16 protein-coding genes are annotated in these 16561 nt (G+C 70.9%); 8 read left to right on the forward strand and 8 right to left on the reverse strand.

Translation table 11 applies throughout. The features are described from left to right. Positions 1-61: 61 nt before the first annotated feature. Positions 62-1003, reverse strand: coding sequence for a diacylglycerol kinase (locus L8M95_RS09100; protein WP_260485829.1), 942 nt, complete (start codon positions 1001-1003; stop codon positions 62-64). Beyond that, positions 1000-2607, reverse strand: a complete 1608-nt coding sequence (locus tag L8M95_RS09105) for an FAD-binding oxidoreductase (RefSeq protein ID WP_260489212.1) — start codon at positions 2605-2607, stop codon at positions 1000-1002. The genes L8M95_RS09100 and L8M95_RS09105 overlap by 4 nt, the downstream gene beginning before the upstream one ends. A gap of 156 nt (positions 2608-2763) precedes the next feature. On the opposite strand from L8M95_RS09105, the gene L8M95_RS09110 reads away from it, so the two are divergent. Further along, positions 2764-3360: a TetR/AcrR family transcriptional regulator gene (locus L8M95_RS09110; protein WP_260485830.1), complete on the forward strand. Its 597-nt coding sequence runs from the start codon at positions 2764-2766 to the stop codon at positions 3358-3360. Next, positions 3357-5003 carry a glycerol-3-phosphate dehydrogenase/oxidase gene (locus L8M95_RS09115; RefSeq protein WP_260485831.1) on the forward strand — a complete coding sequence of 549 codons (1647 nt, stop codon included), beginning with the start codon at positions 3357-3359 and terminating at the stop codon, positions 5001-5003. Before L8M95_RS09110 ends, L8M95_RS09115 begins: the two co-directional genes overlap by 4 nt. A gap of 34 nt (positions 5004-5037) precedes the next feature. Here the strand turns inward: L8M95_RS09115 and L8M95_RS09120 are convergent, their stop codons facing one another. Both L8M95_RS09120 and aspA read right to left on the reverse strand, forming a co-directional pair. Continuing rightward, a complete protein-coding gene (locus L8M95_RS09120; RefSeq protein ID WP_260485832.1) occupies positions 5038-5814 on the reverse strand; it encodes an acetoacetate decarboxylase family protein in 777 nt (258 codons plus the stop codon). Between the two features lie 101 nt (positions 5815-5915). Beyond that, positions 5916-7379 (reverse strand): aspartate ammonia-lyase, encoded by a 1464-nt coding sequence (aspA, locus tag L8M95_RS09125; RefSeq protein ID WP_260485833.1) that lies wholly within the window; start codon positions 7377-7379, stop codon positions 5916-5918. A gap of 107 nt (positions 7380-7486) precedes the next feature. Between aspA and L8M95_RS09130 the strand changes: the two genes are divergently transcribed. From L8M95_RS09130 to L8M95_RS09140, 3 genes are all read left to right on the forward strand, one after another. Beyond that, on the forward strand, positions 7487-8308 hold the full coding sequence (locus L8M95_RS09130) for a phosphatase PAP2 family protein (RefSeq protein WP_260485834.1): 822 nt from the start codon (positions 7487-7489) through the stop codon (positions 8306-8308). Beyond that, positions 8305-8997, forward strand: a complete 693-nt coding sequence (locus L8M95_RS09135) for an O-acetyl-ADP-ribose deacetylase (RefSeq protein ID WP_312027406.1) — start codon at positions 8305-8307, stop codon at positions 8995-8997. Before L8M95_RS09130 ends, L8M95_RS09135 begins: the two co-directional genes overlap by 4 nt. A 131-nt stretch (positions 8998-9128) precedes the next feature. Continuing rightward, positions 9129-9704: a hypothetical protein gene (locus L8M95_RS09140; RefSeq protein ID WP_260485835.1), complete on the forward strand. Its 576-nt coding sequence runs from the start codon at positions 9129-9131 to the stop codon at positions 9702-9704. Positions 9705-9842: 138 nt separating this feature from the next. Here the strand turns inward: L8M95_RS09140 and htpG are convergent, their stop codons facing one another. Next, positions 9843-11894 (reverse strand): molecular chaperone HtpG, encoded by a 2052-nt coding sequence (gene htpG / locus L8M95_RS09145; RefSeq protein ID WP_260485836.1) that lies wholly within the window; start codon positions 11892-11894, stop codon positions 9843-9845. A gap of 108 nt (positions 11895-12002) precedes the next feature. Here htpG and L8M95_RS09150 point away from each other — a divergent pair, with 108 nt between their 5' ends. From L8M95_RS09150 to L8M95_RS09160, 3 genes are all read left to right on the forward strand, one after another. Continuing rightward, the gene (locus tag L8M95_RS09150; RefSeq protein WP_260485837.1) at positions 12003-12575 is read left to right on the forward strand and encodes a maleylpyruvate isomerase N-terminal domain-containing protein; all 573 of its coding nucleotides are present in this window, start codon (positions 12003-12005) and stop codon (positions 12573-12575) included. Positions 12576-12661: 86 nt separating this feature from the next. Further along, complete coding sequence (locus tag L8M95_RS09155) at positions 12662-13090, forward strand: VOC family protein (RefSeq protein WP_260485838.1); 429 nt, start codon at positions 12662-12664, stop codon at positions 13088-13090. A gap of 97 nt (positions 13091-13187) precedes the next feature. After that, positions 13188-13964, forward strand: coding sequence for an SDR family NAD(P)-dependent oxidoreductase (locus L8M95_RS09160; RefSeq protein ID WP_067718885.1), 777 nt, complete (start codon positions 13188-13190; stop codon positions 13962-13964). Between the two features lie 129 nt (positions 13965-14093). Here L8M95_RS09160 and L8M95_RS09165 read toward each other — a convergent pair whose 3' ends face one another. The 3 genes from L8M95_RS09165 to L8M95_RS09175 form a co-directional block, all read right to left on the reverse strand. Beyond that, complete coding sequence (locus L8M95_RS09165; protein ID WP_260485839.1) at positions 14094-14924, reverse strand: amino acid ABC transporter permease; 831 nt, start codon at positions 14922-14924, stop codon at positions 14094-14096. Further along, the gene (locus L8M95_RS09170) at positions 14921-15583 is read right to left on the reverse strand and encodes an amino acid ABC transporter permease (protein ID WP_260485840.1); all 663 of its coding nucleotides are present in this window, start codon (positions 15581-15583) and stop codon (positions 14921-14923) included. Before L8M95_RS09170 ends, L8M95_RS09165 begins: the two co-directional genes overlap by 4 nt. Before the next feature lie 112 nt (positions 15584-15695). Next, positions 15696-16511: a glutamate ABC transporter substrate-binding protein gene (locus L8M95_RS09175; protein WP_260485841.1), complete on the reverse strand. Its 816-nt coding sequence runs from the start codon at positions 16509-16511 to the stop codon at positions 15696-15698. Positions 16512-16561 lie beyond the last annotated feature (50 nt).

The raw sequence follows: 16561 nt of genomic DNA on the forward strand, positions 1-16561 counted from the left end.
CAGCCCGGCCCCGGTTCGGTTGCAATGCTGTGACCAGCGAATATCAATGGTGCTGGTGTGACTAATGGGGCGCGCGGGGGACCAGGAATCGACCCGCCCCGGGAAGCACCTCGACGGTCACCGGAAGGGGCGCCACGGCGTCCCCGTCGGCGAACGCCTCGACGTCGGAGGCCTCGAGGCGGACCGTCCGACACCTCCGGGTGGTCACGCCCCGCAGACCCACGTGGGACCCGGAGTAGATCTTGGGGAAGTGGCGCACGAAGCGAAGTTTGGAGATCCTCTCGACGTAGCAGACGTCGAACAGCCCGTCGCCGCGATCCGCGTCGGGCGCGATCCTCATGTCCCCGCCGTAGCTGCGGGTGATCGCGAACGCACTGAGGAGCACCTCGGTCTCGACGGTGTCCTCGGTGGGCAGGCCCGCGTCGAAGACCATCCGGAAGCGCCGGGGTCGGTAGGTCGGGAACTCGATCATCGCGGCGAATACGTAGCGCAGGGGCCCGCGGAGCATCCGCATCTCGTTCACCCGCCTGTTGACCGCGGAGTCCAGCCCCGCACACAGTACCGACGCGAACACCTGCGGCTCCCCGCCGTCCGGGGTGGCCAGACCGAGGTCGACCCACTCGACACGGCCACCGGCGACGATGTCCGCGGCCGCCTCGGGATCGCCCACCGGGACGCCGTACTCGCGGGCCAGGTCGTTGCCGGTGCCCGCCGGGATGATGCCCACCGGCACGTCGGTGGACACCTGCGCCTGTACGGCGATCGAGACCATCCCGTCACCGCCGCACACCACCAGGGCGTCGGTACCGTCCGTGATCGCCTGCCGGGCCAACGCGAGGGACTCCCCCGCCCCGGAACCGGCCAACCGGGTGACCTCGAGCCCGTGGGCGCGCAGCCGGCCGGCGGCCCGGTCCGCCACCTTCTCGCCTCGCCCGCCGCCCGCGGCCGGATTGACCAGCAGGGTGACCGCCCGGATCCGGCGGTCCGACAGATGCGCGCTCATGGGATGAGTGTCCCCGGGTTGCACACGCCCCGGGGGTCGACGGCGCTCTTCACCGCGCGCAGCATCCGGACGCCCACCTCGCCGATCTCCGACTCCAGGTACGGGCGGTGGTCCACGCCCACGGCGTGGTGGTGGGTGATGGTGCCACCGGCGGCGACGATCGCCTCCGAGGCCGCGCGCTTGGCCTCGGCCCACTGGGCGACGGGGTCCGCTCCGCGTTGGCCGGCCACGACGGTGAAGTACAGGGACGCCCCCGTGGGGTAGACGTGGCTGATGTGGCACATGACCAACGCCGGGGTGCCGCTGGCCTCGAGCGAGGAGGTCAGCGCCTCCGCGACCGCGGCCCGGAGCCCCGGCAGGCGAGACCAGTCGGTGGCGGTCTCCAGGGTCTCGACCAGGGCCCCGTTGTCCAGCAGGGCGTCACGCAGGACCGGGGCGCCGAAGCGGCCGTGCTCCCACGACCGCGCGGGGCCCGGGCCCAGCGAGGTGCCACCGTGGGCGAGCAGGACCTCCCGTGTTTCGGCGTGCCGTGATTCGGCGTGGGCGGCCGTGCCCTCGAACAGGCAGAGGCACAGGCACCCACCCGTCCCGGAGTCGGAGTCGGGTCCTGCGCCGGTCTCGCCGATCGAGTCGGTCGCGGTGGCGAGGTTCACCATCGTCTCGGTCTCGTCGGACAGGCGGATGACCGTGGGGCCGGTCCCCTGCTGCTCGACCGCGCGCAACGCGGCGGCGCCCGTGGCGAAGTCGGGGAACCGGAACGCCTCGTGCCGTACGACCTCCGGCACCGGATGGATCCGCACCCGCACCCGGGTGCACACCCCGAACGCACCCTCCGACCCCAGGAGCCACTGCCGCAGGTCCGGGCCCGCGGCCGACGCCGGGGCCCGGCCCGCCTCGATCACGCCGACCGGGGTGACCACCGTCAGCCCGCTGACCATCTCGTCGAAGCGCCCGTATCCGGCGGAGCTCTGTCCCGAGGACCGCGTCATGGCGTAGCCGCCCAGCGTGGCGTAGGGGAAGGACTGCGGGAAGTGGCCGAGCGAGAACCCGTGCGCGGCCAGCAACTCCTCGGCCCTCGGGCCGGTCACGCCCGCCCCGAGGACCGCCTCGCCCGACTCCGGGTCGATCGACTCGAGACCGTTGAAATGCGCCAGGTCGACGCTCACCACGGCCCTGTTCGTCCCGGCGCCCGGGGTGAGGCCTCCGACGACGGAGGTGCCACCGCCGAAGGGGACCACCGCGACCTTTTCGGTGGTGCACCAGTTCAGGAGGGCGGCCACCTCGTCGTCGTCCCCCGGGGCCACGACCGCGTCAGGGCAGTCCACCACCGGCCTGGTCCGCCACGCCAGCAGGTCGGGCGTCGACTTGCCGCGGGCGCGCGGCAGGCGCTGGGCGTCGTCGGCGGAGACGTTGCCGGCGCCCACGATTCCGGCCAGCGCGGCGAGGTCGTCGTCGGTCAGTCGCGACGGCGACGCGGTCACCGCGGTCGGATCGAACCTCCGCCCGGTCTCCGCGGTCACGCCGAGCACGTCGCGGAGGAGGGTGCGGATGCTCTCGCTCAGGTCCCTGGCCTCGGCGTCCGTTCCCCAGCGGGACAGGGACATTGGCGGCAGTGGCAGGTGACCCGATCGGTGCTTGTCAGCGGGGTTCATCTCGCTCATACTGGAACACTAGAGCACAATCTGTTCCGTTCGAGGGCTTTCGGTCGCGCGTTCCGGCACCGGCCCGCACCCCGGCGGACCCGTTGCGAAGGAGGCCCGGTGACCGTCTCCGCCCCGCCACGCCACACCACCCGGGACCGCGCGCTCGCCGCCGCCCACGCCTCGATCCTCGAGAACGGCCCCGGCCGCACCACGATGGTCGAGGTCTCGCGCCGCTCCGGCGTCGGCCGCACGACCCTCTACCGGCACTGGCCGGACATCACCGCACTGTTCGCCGACCTGCTCACCCGCGAACTCACCGCCGTGGTCGGGCGCGTCGGCCCGGATCTGCTCGACGGCGCGGTCCACGACGCCGCCGAACTCGCGCGCCTGCTCTGCGCGATGGCCGACGAGGTGCGCACCGACCCCCTGCTGGACGCGCTGCGGCGCCACGAGAGCGGCCTGCTCGCCGAGTACGTCTTCCACCGTCTCGGCACGTCCCAACGCCGACTCATCGAGTTCCTCCGTGGCCTCCTCGCCCGTGCCATCGCCGCCGACGACCGCCTCGGCGGCCGCGACCCCGACCACATGGCCACGATGCTCTACCTCGCACTCCAGGGCGCCGTCCTGTCCGCGCCGCTCGCCGACCCGCCGCTCGACGCGGACTCGTGGCGCTCCGAGCTGCACCTGCTCGTCACCGGGTATCTGGGCCTGTGACCGGCCACGCGGAGACGGACCCCGGACGCCCCGCCGGCACTGCCCCTCCAGCAGCCCCGTCCACCGCCCTGTCGGCCGATCGCCGCGCGCGCGAGCTCGCCGACCTGCGCGAACGCTCCACTCCCGTGGACCTCATCGTGATCGGTGGTGGCATCACCGGCGCGGGGATCGCGCTCGACGCCGCCTCCCGCGGGCTCGAGACCGTGCTCCTGGAGGCCCACGACCTGGCCTTCGGCACGAGCCGCTGGTCCTCCAAGCTCGCCCACGGCGGACTTCGGTACCTGGCGACCGGCAACGTCGGCATCGCGCGCCGCTCGGCGGTCGAGCGCGGCATCCTCCTCGAGCGGACCGCCCCGCACCTCGTGCGACCGCTCGCGCAGGTGGTGCCCGTCTTCCGCGACACCCCGCCGGTGGGGACCGTGCTGCCCGGGCTCGGGTTCGTCGCCGGCACCGTCCTCTCCCGGATGGCCGGAACCCATGCCGACCGCCTACCGGGCGCGCGGGTGCTGGGCCCGCGCCGGGTCGCCGAGTACGTCTCGGGCGTGCGCCGCGACGGCCTGCGGTTCGGCCACCTCAACTGGGACTGCCAGCTCGTCGACGACGCCCGCCTGGTCACCGCCGTCGCGCGCACCGCGGCCGGACACGGGGCGCGGGTGATCACGCGCGCGCGGGTGATCGAGGCGAGCGGCACGCAGGTCACCGTCCGCGACGAACTCGGTGCGAGCGGGGCGGTGGCGGCCGGCGCGGCGCGGAGCGACGACGACGACGAGTTCACCCTCTCCGCGCGAGCCGTCATCTCGGCGACCGGAGTGTGGGCCGGCCAGACCACTCCCGGGGTGCGCGTGCGCCCCTCGCGTGGCACCCACCTGGTCCTCGACGCGGCCACGTTGGGCCATCCCGTCGGCGCCCTCACCGTGCCGGTGCCGGGCGAGACCAACCGTTTCTGCTTTGCCATCCCGGCCGAGTTCGGGCGCCTCCACGTGGGGTTGACCGACGTCGACGCCCCCGGCCCGGTGCCGGATGTGCCGGAGTCGACCGAGGAGGAGGTCGACTTCCTGCTGGACGTGGTCAACCGGGCACTCGAGGTGCGCCTGACCCGCGACGACGTGCTGGGCACCTTCGCGGGCCTGCGCCCCCTGGTGGACTCCGGCGACGGTGACACCGCCGACCTCTCCCGGGATCACGCGTTGCTGACCTCGGACAACGGCCTGGTCACGATCACCGGTGGAAAGCTCACGGAGTACCGGCTCATGGCCGAGCAGGCTGTGGACCTCGTCGTGCGGCGCGCCGGGCTCCCCGCCGGACCGTGTCGCACCACCGACCTGCCGCTCGTCGGTGCGCCGGGACATCCTGTGGCCACCACCTCCTCCGGATTCCTGCCCGCCTCACTGGTCGCGCGCTACGGACAGGAGGCCGGCGCCGTGATCGCGGCCAGCCTGCTGGACCGGCCGCTCGAGGCGGTGGCCGAGGACCTCGACGTCACCCGAGCCGAGTTCTCCTACGCCGTCACCCACGAGGGGGCACTCACCGTCGACGACGTGCTGGACCGCCGCAGCCGGGTCGGCCTCGTGCCCGCAGACCGGGCCGCTGCCGAACCCGCAGCCCGCGAGGCCCTCGGAGCGGTCGATCGCCAGAAACGGTGAAGGGTCCGCGGGCGGGCGGTCACCCGATCCGTCGTCAGCCGATCGGGGCGGGCGCCCGGAACTCGGCCACGAACTTGCCGTAGGAGAAGGTGGCGAGGGCACGGGCGCGGTGGAGCCCGAGTTCACGCACGGCCCCGGCGAACCGCGCGACATCGGCGTCGCCCTCGTCGGCTCCCGGGGCGATCGTCACGCGGGCGCCGCTCAGCGGACGCATCCGCCCGCCGCTGGCCGTGGCCTCGGCCGTGACCACCACGGGCTGTCCGTCGAGGACCTGCACGCAGTTCATGGCGAGCGACTGACTACCCGGGACCGGGACACCGATCCGGGTGTCCAGTTTGAGGTCGACCCCGCCCGTTCCCGTCGAGCCGACCGCCCCGAGTCGGGCGTCGTCGAGGGCCCCGCCGGCCGTACCGACCATGTCGGCCTTCCACTTGGGAAAGCCCCACAGCTCGTTGCCCGCAGCCAGGGTGAAGTCCTGGTCGACAGGCAGTTCGTGGATGTGCACCAGCGTCCCGTGACCCGGCACCTTGAGCTGGAATGCCAGTCCCATCTCGTGGTAAGCGCCCAGCACGTTCCCGGGCACATCGTGGTACCGGACGTGGATCATGATCGCGGGGGTCCGGCCGCCGGGAAGAGCGACCGGCTCGGCACCCCCGGCGTCGAGGAGTGCGGACTGGGGGCCACCGGCGATGAGCCTGCGGACGACTGCCGCCCGGGTGAGGAAGGCCGCGCCGGAGACCGAGGCGGACACGACGGGGACCGGAAAGGTGATCTCGCGCCCTGCGACGACACGGGATGTGGGAGAGGTCATAGGGAGACGGTAGCGGTCGGGCGCTCCGTCTTCACCCGCTTGGATGGCTAACTACCCTGCCCTGCCTCGCCTCGTTTCCGCCACAGCCCGTGGCGGCCGCCTCAGCCCGTCGGGCCGGTCACGTCCTGCCCGGGCTGGGCCACGGCGGAGTTGGCCGCGCGGCCCTTGTACTTGGGTCGGAGCAGGTTGGACGGCGACAGGATGTCGTCGAGCTCCTCCGCCGACAGCAGGCCCATCTCCAGCACCACCTCGCGGACCCCGCGGCCCGACCGGGCGCACTCGCGGCCCACCTGGTCGCCGTTGTGGTGACCGATGATCGGGTTGAGATAGGTGACGATCCCGATCGAGTTCATCACGTTCTGTCTGGCCACCTCGACGTTGGCGGTGATCCCCACGACGCACTTTTCGGTCAGCGTCTCGATGGCCCTGGTCAGTAGCGAGATCGACTCGAACATCGCCTGGGCGATCACCGGTTCCATGACGTTGAGCTGCAGCTGACCGGCTTCGGCCGCCATGGTCACCGCGACGTCGTTGCCGATCACCTTGAAGCACACCTGGTTGACGACCTCGGGGATCACCGGGTTGACCTTGGCCGGCATGATCGACGACCCGGCCTGCAGCTCCGGCAGGTTGATCTCGTTGAGACCGGCGCGCGGCCCCGAGGACAGCAACCGCAGGTCGTTGCAGATCTTGGAGACCTTGACCGCGGTCCGCTTGAGGGCGGCGTGGACGTTGACGTAGTCACCGGTATCGCTGGTGGCCTCGATGAGGTTCATCGCGCCGGTGACCGGCAACCCGGTGACGGCCCGCAGATGCTTGATCACGGCGCGGCGGTAATCGGGCGGGGTGTTGACGCCGGTGCCGATCGCGGTGGCACCGAGGTTGACGTCGAGGAGCATCCGGGCGGCCGCGCCGAGGACGTGGAGTTCCTCGTCGAGCGTCACGGCGAAGCCGCCGAACTCCTGGCCCATCGACATGGGGACCGCGTCCTGCAGCTGGGTGCGGCCCATCTTGAGGACCTCGCGGAACTCCTCCGACTTGTCGTAGCAGGCCTCCCGCAGCGCGACGATCGCCGGCTCCAGCCGCTCGAGCGCGTGCCACAGTGCGATCCGGAATCCGGTCGGGTAGGCGTCGTTCGTGGACTGCGAACGGTTGACATCGTCGTTGGGGCTGATGATGTCGTAGGCGCCCCTGGGGTGGCCGAGTCGTTCGAGGGCGAGGTTGGCCACGACCTCGTTGGTGTTCATGTTCACCGAGGTGCCGGCGCCGCCCTGGTACTGGCAGGACGGGAACTGGTCCATGCAGCGGCCGTCGACCAGGATCTCGTCGCAGGCCCCGACGATCGCGTCCGCCACCGTCTCGTCCAGGACGCCCATCTCGAGATTCGCCAGCGCTGCGGCCTTCTTGACCATGACCATTCCGCGCACGAAGTCGGGGATGTCGCTGATGGTGGAGGTGGCGATCGGGAAGTTCTCGACGGCCCGGACCGTGTGGATCCCGTAATAGGCCTCCGCCGGGACCTCCTTGGTGCCGAGCAGGTCTTGTTCCACACGGGTGTGACTCATTCGTCCTCCGCCTCTCGGGTCGCCTGCGGCCCACCCTAACCGGGCGGCCGGAGTGCTCGCCGCGATCCGCGGGCGAGAAGGCCACCGCACTGCCTAGTGTGGGGGGCATGTCCCGCACGACGCTGTCCCGTCGCACCCGAGTGCTGAACTCTGCGCGGGACATCCTGCGACAGCTGCACCCGTCGGACGGGGTGCTGGGCAGCATCGTCGACCGTCGCGAGATGCCGCTGCCGCGGGGGACGTGGCCGATATTCGGGGTGGCGTTCGTCGGGTTCGCGACCCCGGTGATCGGGTTCGTCGAACTGGCCGAGCGCATCCGTGGGGACGCGGGACTGCCCTTCGACCGCCCCGTCATGTTGTGGCTCCAGCGCCGGCACTCTCCCCGCAACACCCGCATCGTCCGCGCCGTCACCGAGCTCGGCGGTGTCACGGCGGTGCCCTTGTTCGCGCTCGCCACCTCCGCCTACCTGGTCTCCGTCCGGGGCAGCCGACGGCCGGCAGCACTGCTGACGGTGTCCCTGGTGGGGTCGACGATCATCAACTCCGTCCTCAAGGCCCTGTACCGCCGGGGGCGCCCCACGTTCTTCACCCACATCGTGGAGGAGAAGAGCTACTCGTTCCCGAGCGGGCACGCCATGGCGAGCGCGGCGTTGGCCGGGTGTGCCTGCGTCCTGGCGTGGCCGACACCGTGGCGGTATCCGGTGATCGCCGGGTCGGCGGCGTACGTCCCGGCCATCGGCGTCACCCGCATGTACCTGGGCGTGCACTTCCCCAGCGACATCCTGGCCGGCTGGTGCGTGAGCCTGGCGTGGGTGGGTGAGGTGGCCACCATCATGTGGTTGATGGACCGCCTCGACGACTCCCCCACCCCGATGATCACGCGCCGCAGGACACCCCGCGAGGCCGTCACCCGCGAGGTCTCGGCGTGACGACGACGAGGCGCGCCCGGATCGAACTGGGCCATGGCGACATCACCCGGATCGCCGTGGACGCGGTCGTCAACGCGGCCAACAGTTCGCTGCTCGGGGGCGGCGGCGTGGACGGGGCGATCCACCGCGCGGGCGGGCCGACGATCCTGGCCGAATGCCGGGAGCTGAGGGCGGGTCGTCTGCGCGGCGGGCTGCCCACCGGGCAGGCCGTGGCGACCGGCGCCGGGGACCTGCCCGCCCGCTGGGTCATCCACACCGTGGGGCCGGTCTACGGGCGGGACGGTGGCGCGGACGGCGGAGCGGACGGCACCGGCAGGTCGCTCCTGGTCGACTGCTACCGCAACTCCCTGGCCGTGGCCGATGACCTCGGGGCCCGCTCCGTCGCGTTCCCGTTGATCTCCGCCGGGGCCTACGGGTGGCCGCGCGAGGACGCGGTCCGCACCGCCCTCCGGACGCTGGTCGAGACCGAGACCGAGGTGGAGGCTGCGACGCTCATGCTGTTCGACGCGACACTCTCGGCCTGGCCGAGCAGTGCCTCGCCGAGATCCTGCCCCGCTGACCACGCCGCCCCCGCCCGCATCCCGCACTCCGCCCCCGCCCGCATCCCACACTCCGCCCCCGCCCACGTCCCGCACTCCGCCCCCGCCCGCATCCCGCCGGATCCGCTACCCTCCCTCCGGATCTGCTAGTCCAAACCGACCAGCGGATCCAGATTTGGCATAGCGGATCTCTGTGAAGGGGGATGGCGGAGGGCATGACGGTCGAGAGCGGTGGACCAACGCGTGGCGCGGTCGCGGCGGATAGGCCGACGCGTGGCGCGGTGCCGGCGGCCGCACTGACGGAGATCTGCGCCCCGTGGGTGATGCTCACGGTCGGGTCGGTGCATCTCGGCCGGGCGGTGGGGTCGACCGGGTGGGGCGTCGCGACCGCCGCGGGCCTGGGCCTGGTGCCGCAGGCGGCGATCACCTGGCGGGTCCGCCGGAAGGCACTGTCGGACCATCACGTCACCAGGCGGGAGGACCGCCCCCTGGTGATCGCCGGCATCGCCGGGTCCGTGGCGGCACTGCTGGCGGCCCAGCAGACGCGCGGCGCCCCCGATGAGTTGCGTCGCATGAGCCGGGCCGCGCTGGTGGCGTTGGGCGTGGCCGGCACCGCGACCCTGAAGGTCAAGGTCTCTTTCCACACCGCCGTGCTCTCCGGGGTGGTGGCGGTCCTCGCCCGGGAACTCTCACCCCGCTACTGGCGACTGCTGGGGCTCGTGCCGACGGTGGCCTGGGCGCGCGTGCGGATCAGCCACCACACCCCGACCGAGACCGCGCTCGGCGCGATGATCGGACTGGCCTGCGGATCCCTCGGCACCGGCCGCGTCAGCACCGGCCGCGTCGGCCGCGTCTGAGCCGGCCGCGTCTGCGCCGGCCGCGTCGGCACCGGCCGCGTCGGTGCCGGCCGGAGAACGCCCGCCGCCCCGCGGGAGCCCTGAGAGGGGTCCGGCGGGGCGGCGGGGCCAGCGGCGCGATCGGCCGATGGACCGGCGTCAGATGCGGTCGACCAGCAACTTGGCGAACGCGGCCGGATCGGCGAGCGTGCCACCCTCCGCGAGGACGGCCGCGCCCGAGAGCAGCCGGGCGGTGTCGCCCAGGCCGGGCGCCGACGGGTCCTCGGCGTGCTGGGCGCGCAGACGCTCCACGAGCGGGTGACCGGGGTTGAGCTCGAGGATCCGCTTGCTCGTGGGCAACTCCATGCCGGAGGCGCGGTACATGGCCTCGAGCTGCGGCGTCATGTCGAACTCGTCACCGACCATGCAGGCCGCCGACTCGGTGAGACGATGCGACAGGCGGACCTGCTTGACCTCGTCCGACAGCTCCTGGCCCAGCCAGGTGAGCAGATCCGCGAACTCGGCCGCGTCGGGCTCGTCCTTCTTCTCCTCACCCTCCGAGCCGATGCCGGACAGGTCCACGTCGCCCTTGGCCACCGACCGCAGGCGCTTGCCGTCGACCTCGCCGACCGCGTCCACCCACACCTCGTCGACGGGGTCGGTGAGGATGAGGACCTCGACGCCACGGGCCCGGAATGCCTCCAGGTGCGGGGAGTTCTCCACCGCCGCGCGGGAGGTGCCGGTGAGGTAGTAGATCTCCTCCTGCCCGTCGGCCATCCGGGAGATGTACTCGGCGATGGTGGTGCCCACCTCGTCGTCGTTCCCGGTCGACGTCTCGTCGCCCTCCGACGCGCTCTCCGGGGCCTTCTCCGACACGGGCCGGGTGGACGCGAACGTGCTCACGGCCAGCAGCTGCTCGCGGGAGTCGACGTCGGAGATCAGGCCCTCCTTGAGGACAGCACCGAAGTTGGCCCAGAAGCTGCGGAACTCCTCCGGGCGGTCGGTCCTGATCTGCTCGATCGTCTGCAGCACCCGCTTGACCAGGCGCTTGCGGATCGCCCGGATCTGGCGGTCCTGCTGGAGGATCTCGCGGGAGACGTTGAGCGACAGGTCCTGGGCGTCGACGATGCCCTTGACGAAGCGCAGGAATGGCGGGACCAGCTCCTCGCAGTCGTCCATGATGAACACCCGCCGCACGTACAGCTGCACCCCGCGCTTGGTGTCCGGGGAGAACAGGTCGAACGGGACCTGCGTGGGCAGGAAGAGCAGCGCCTGGTACTCGAACGTGCCCTCCGCCTTGAGGGTGATGGTCTCCAGCGGCTCGTCCCACGCGTGCGAGACGTGGCGGTAGAACTCGGCGTACTCCTCGTCGGTGACCTCGGAGCGGGGCCGCGTCCACAACGCCTTCTGGGAGTTGAGCGTCTCCGTCTCGGTAACCGTGCCACCGGCCTCGGACGGGTCGGCGTCCCCGGTGGTGTCGGCGTCCCCGTCACCCGGCTCGGGCGACGGCGCCGGTCGCTCGACGTCCATACGGATCGGCCAGGCGATGAAGTCCGAGTAGGTGCGCACGACCCGGCGCAGCGTGTGCTCCTCGGCGTAGTCGGGGAGCGCCGCATCCCCGCCGGCCGGCTTGAGGTGCAGGATCACCGAGGTGCCCTGCGGGGCGTCCGGGGCCTCCTCGATCGTGTACGTGTCCTCGCCGCTCGAGGTCCAGCGCGTCCCTACGTCCTCGCCCGCCTTGCGGGTGACCAGGGTGACCGTGTCGGCGACCATGAACGTCGAGTAGAAGCCGATGCCGAACTGGCCGATGAGGTCCGCGGTCGCCTGCTCGGAGATCTCTCCCGACTCCTGCGCCGCCCGCGCGGCGGAGAGCGCCTCCCGCATCTGTCCGGTGCCGGACCTGGCGAGGGTTCCGATGAGGTCCACCACCTCGTCGCGGGACATGCCGATGCCGTTGTCGCGGATCGTCAGCGTCCGGGTGGCGGCATCCGGGATCAGCTCGATGTGCAGATCCGAGGTGTCCACGCCCAGCGAGGAGTCCTGCAGCGCGGCCAGCCGGAGCTTGTCCAGCGCGTCGGACGAGTTGGAGATGACCTCGCGCAGGAAGGTGTCCGGATTCGAATAGATCGAGTGGATCATCAGATCCAACAGCTGCCGGGTCTCGGCCTGGAACTCCCGGGTCTCGGCTGCACCGGAGGTCTGCGGGCTCATGGCGGGTATCGGTCCTTTCTCGTCACACTCGGAAGGCGTGACCGGTCTGTGCACGCCGTCTCGATCAACCTAATGTGGGGCTCAGACATTCCTTCAGGTGAGGTGCCCGTGACCGCTACCCCGCTCAGCCCGGAGGACCTCGCGGTCCTCGACCGGGCCACCACCTTGTTCGGCCGGGCGCTCGCCGGTGGGCTCGACGGTGACTGCGCGGCCTGCCCGGGCTGGACCCGCCGGGACTGTGCCAACCACGTCCTCGGCGGCGGGCTGCGCTATGCCGCGTACTTCCCGCGGCTCCCGGAGTCGGAGATCGCGTGGACCCGCACCGCCGACCACGCCGGGGAGAAACCGGTCCCCGCCCTGCACCGCACCTCCGCCGGCCTGCGTAGAGAGCTGGCGCGGGCCCGGGACGCCGATGCCCTCGTGCAGCACCGCCTGGCGGAGATCCCGGTCCGCGATCTCCTCGCCCTGAGGGTCTTCGAGCTACTCGTCCACGCACACGATCTCGCACCGGAGACGTGGGAGTCGGAGGACACCGAGGAGCTCGCCGAGTGGACCCTCGCGCACGCGCGGAACGTGGTGGAGCTGATGCGGACCTTCGACGTGTTCGCCGACGCGGTACCGGTCCCGATCGGGGCCGATGCCCGCTCCCGGCTCCTCGCACTGTCCGGCCGCCGGATTTAACGTGACTCGGACCACACTGCGGGACTAGCGTTACCCGTACCGGGCGGCATCGGATGGCGGGCGCCCACGACGAGAGACCGCGTCAGATGGCCATGACATGCAGCCCGTACATCTCCTTCCCGGGCAACGCCGGGGAGGCGTTCCCGTACTACCGCGAGCTCTTCGGCGGGGAACTCAGCCTGATGACATACGACCAGTTCCCGTCGACGGACGACTTCCCGTTCGACCCTCCACACGGCTCGGTCGCGCACGCGACCCTCGAAGCGCCGGGAATCACCCTCACCGGCGGTGACGCCATGGGAGAGTCTCTCCCCGAGACGAGAAGCGACGTCTACTCGTTCCTCCTCGGATTCGACGCGGAGGACGACGCCCGCGCATTCCTCGCCAAGGTCACCGACAGCGGGGGCCAGATGGCGATGCCGTTCGAGGTCGCGCCGTGGGGCGACCGGTACGGCCAGGTCCACGACCGGTTCGGCGTCCGCTGGGACGTGGTGGTCCCGGGGACCGGCGAATAGCCGGCAGCCCGGCGGAACCCGGGACCCAGGGGCCATCTGGCGTCGAGACTGGCGGAAGCCACCCATATCCATCGCCCGTGCTTGTTAACGTTCAGGCATGGAAATTTCTGGAGCAAGTGCCATCGTCACGGGCGGTGCGTCGGGAATCGGCGCCGCCGTCGTCCGTCAGCTCGCCGCCAAGGGCGCCAAGGTGGTCGTCGCCGACCTCAACGCCGAGAAGGGTGAGGCCCTGGCGAACGAGGTCGGGGGCGTGTTCGTCTCCGTCGACGTGACCAAGACCGACCAGAACGAGAAGGCCGTCGCCGCCGCCCTCGAGCTGGGCCCGCTGCGCTACCTCGTCAACTCGGCCGGCATCGGCTGGGCGCAGCGCACGATCGGTCGCGACGGCGAGTACTCGTCGGCGTTCGACATCGATTCGTTCCGCAAGGTCATCGACATCAACCTGATCGGCTCGTTCGACATGCTGCGGCTCGCCGCCACCAAGATGAGCACCCAGGAAGCGGACGAGGACGGACAGAAGGGCGCCATCGTCAACATGGCGTCCGTCGCCGCGTTCGACGGCCAGATCGGCCAGGCCGCGTACTCCGCGTCCAAGGGCGGAATCGTGGGCCTCACCCTGCCCGTCGCGCGTGACCTCTCGGCCGCCGGCATCCGCCTCAACACGGTGGCCCCCGGCCTCATCGACACCCCGATCTACGGCGAGGGCCCGGACTCGGAGGCGTTCAAGGCCAACCTCGGCTCGAACGTCCTGTTCCCGAAGCGTCTCGGTTCGGGCGACGAGCTGGCGTCCATGGTCATGGAGCTGCTCACCAACCCGTACATGAACGCCGAGACCATCCGCGTCGACGGTGGCATCCGGATGCCACCGAAGTGAACTGATCCCGCCCCATCCAACGAGAAGGACGTTCCGCGCACTCCCCTCTCGGGCGATGTGCGCGGAACGTCCTTTTCCACGTGCGGGCTTCGACGTGCGGGCTTCGACGTGCGGACTTCGGCGGGGCGGTCAGGCCTTGGCGCGGCGCTTCTTCATCCGGCCCTCCAGGTAGACGGCGAACTTGGTGAGCGAGTAGTTGATGATGATGAACAGGATGCCCGCAACGATGTACGCGGGAACGGTGTTCGCGTACGCCGACCCCAGGGTCTTGGACCAGTTGAGCAGCTCGAGGTAGGTGATCCCGTAGCCGAGCGCGGAGTCCTTGAGGACGACGACGAGCTGGCCGACGAGGGCCGGGAGCATCGCCGTGAGCGCCTGGGGGAGCTGGATCGAGCGCAGCACCTGCCCGGGGGTCAGCCCGACCGCCAGTCCCGCCTCGGACTGCCCCTTGGGCAGTCCGTGGACACCCGAGCGGACGAGCTCGGCGATGACCGCGCCGTTGTAGAGGGTCAGCGCGGTGACGACGGCGGCGAGCGGCGCGTGCTGGTTGGGCACGATGTTGGAGGTGGCGAAGTAGCCGAAGTAGGCGAAGACCATCATCAGCAGCACGGGAACGGCGCGGAAGAACTCCACGATCACGCTGCAGAACCAGCGCAACGGGGCGAACGGCGAGAGCCGGCCCATGCCGAAGAGCAGACCGAAGATCACGGCGAGCACGATGGAGATCGCCGCCGCGGTGAACGTCCCCCGCAGACCGGGTATGAGGTAGGACGTCCACACCTCGGGGTCGGTGACGAACGGCTCCCACATGAACAGCTTGAGCTGCCCGGCCTTCTCGAACTGCAGGTAGATGAAGTAGATGAGGCCGATCGCGAGGATCGCGCCGACCACCGTGAGGAGCTTGTGGCGCAGCCGGGCCTTGGGGCCGGGTGCATCGAACAGGACGGCCTGGGTGCTCATCGCTTCACCGACAGCTTCCGGGAGAGGGAGGTGGTCCACAGCCCGATCGGGAGGGTGAGGACCACGAAGACCATGGCGAAGAAGAAGAACGTCGGGAGGCTGGCGCCCTCGTTCTCCGTGATGACCTGGAGCAGACCGGCGGAGTCCCCGACGCCGATGACCGCGGCCACCGTCGAGTTCTTGATCAGCGCGATGATCACCGACCCGAGCGGCGCGATGGCGCCGCGGAACGCCTGGGGGAGGATCACCTCACGCAGCGACTGGCCGAAACCCAGACCGATCGAGCGCGCGGCCTCCGCCTGCCCCACCGGCACCGTGTTGACACCCGAGCGCAGGGCCTCGCAGATGTAGGCCGCGTGGTAGATCGCCAGCATGATCGCCGCCCACCAGAAGGCGTTGCGGGCGAAGTCGTCCGACACCGAAAGCTGGAGGATGAAGGACAGTCCCAGGATGGAGAAGACCATCAGCAGGGTGAGCGGCATGTTCCGGAACGTGTTGACGTAGGAGGTCCCCAGTAGACGCAGGACGGCCACCGGGGATACGCGGAGGACGGCGATGATCGTCCCCAGGACCATTGCCCCGATGGTGCCGAGGACCGAGAGCTGGATCGTCACCCAGACCGCCCCGAGGACGTCGTAGTCGGCGAAGATGTCGCCCATGGTCCACCTTCCGTGTGGGGGTGCCCGCCTCCCTCCGCGCTCCGACTGGTCGGGGCGCGGAGGGTGCGGCGGTGGGTCGGATCAGGTGCTGAGCCGACCGGGTCGGATCAGGTCAGGAGCAGGCGTCCGGCTCGGGCGGGTTGCCCTCGCCCGGGGTGAAGCCCGCGGCGCCGAGGTTCTCCTCGACCGCGGTGTCCCAGCTGCCGTCGGAGACCATCTCGCGGATGGCCTCGTTGATCTGCTCGCACTTTTCCATGTCGCCCTTGGCGATGCCGATGCCGTACCGCTCCTCGGTGAACGGCGAGCCGACCACCTTGAGCTGGCCCTGGTACTGGTCCTGGGAGGCGTAGCCAGCCAGGATCGTGTCATCGGTGGTCAGGGCGTCGACCGCGTTGGACACCAGAGCGGAGACACACTCGGAGTACGTGCCGAACTCCTGCAGGTTCACGCCCGGGACCTGCTCCTTGACCGTCTGGGCCGAGGTCGAGCCGGTGACCGAGCAGAGGCGCTTGCCGTCGAGGGAGTCCGGCCCGGTGATCGAGTCGTCGTCGGCGCGGACCAGCAGGTCCTGACCGGCGATGAAGTACGGACCGGCGAAGCCGACCTTCTCCTTGCGGGAGTCGGTGATGGAGTAGGTGGCCACGATCATGTCGACCTGGCCGGTCTCCAGCAGCGTCTCGCGCTGGGCGCTGGGCGCCTGCACCCACTGGATGTCGTCCGCGGAGGTGCCGAGCTTCTCGGCGACGTAGCGCGCCACGTCGACATCGAACCCGGTGTAGTCGTTGCCCTCCTTCAGACCGAGACCCGGCTGGTCGAACTTGATGCCGACCTTGAGCTCGTTCCCGCCGCCGTCATCACTGCTGCACGCGCCCAGGCCCAGGGCCAGGGCGACGGCCGCCGTGGCGGCTCCGATCCGTCGGATATTCATGGGTTCTCCTCGTGGGATGGGTGGATGGGTCTCGTACGGGTCCGCGGACG

The sequence above is a fragment of the Dietzia sp. B32 genome, assembly GCF_024732245.1.
Classification (GTDB): domain Bacteria; phylum Actinomycetota; class Actinomycetes; order Mycobacteriales; family Mycobacteriaceae; genus Dietzia.

Bases quoted from the DNA above. Each gene is read 5' to 3' on its own strand.
- L8M95_RS09175 (WP_260485841.1), bottom strand. From the start codon at position 16,511: ATGAATATCCGACGGATCGGAGCCGCCACGGCGGCCGTCGCCCTGGCC.
- L8M95_RS09155 (WP_260485838.1), top strand. From the start codon at position 12,662: ATGGCCATGACATGCAGCCCGTACATCTCCTTCCCGGGCAACGCCGGG.
- L8M95_RS09160 (WP_067718885.1), top strand. From the start codon at position 13,188: ATGGAAATTTCTGGAGCAAGTGCCATCGTCACGGGCGGTGCGTCGGGA.
- htpG (WP_260485836.1), bottom strand. From the start codon at position 11,894: ATGAGCCCGCAGACCTCCGGTGCAGCCGAGACCCGGGAGTTCCAGGCC.
- L8M95_RS09100 (WP_260485829.1), bottom strand. From the start codon at position 1,003: ATGAGCGCGCATCTGTCGGACCGCCGGATCCGGGCGGTCACCCTGCTG.
- L8M95_RS09105 (WP_260489212.1), bottom strand. From the start codon at position 2,607: ATGTCCCTGTCCCGCTGGGGAACGGACGCCGAGGCCAGGGACCTGAGC.
- aspA (WP_260485833.1), bottom strand. From the start codon at position 7,379: ATGAGTCACACCCGTGTGGAACAAGACCTGCTCGGCACCAAGGAGGTC.
- L8M95_RS09120 (WP_260485832.1), bottom strand. From the start codon at position 5,814: ATGACCTCTCCCACATCCCGTGTCGTCGCAGGGCGCGAGATCACCTTT.
- L8M95_RS09170 (WP_260485840.1), bottom strand. From the start codon at position 15,583: ATGGGCGACATCTTCGCCGACTACGACGTCCTCGGGGCGGTCTGGGTG.
- L8M95_RS09130 (WP_260485834.1), top strand. From the start codon at position 7,487: ATGTCCCGCACGACGCTGTCCCGTCGCACCCGAGTGCTGAACTCTGCG.
- L8M95_RS09165 (WP_260485839.1), bottom strand. From the start codon at position 14,924: ATGAGCACCCAGGCCGTCCTGTTCGATGCACCCGGCCCCAAGGCCCGG.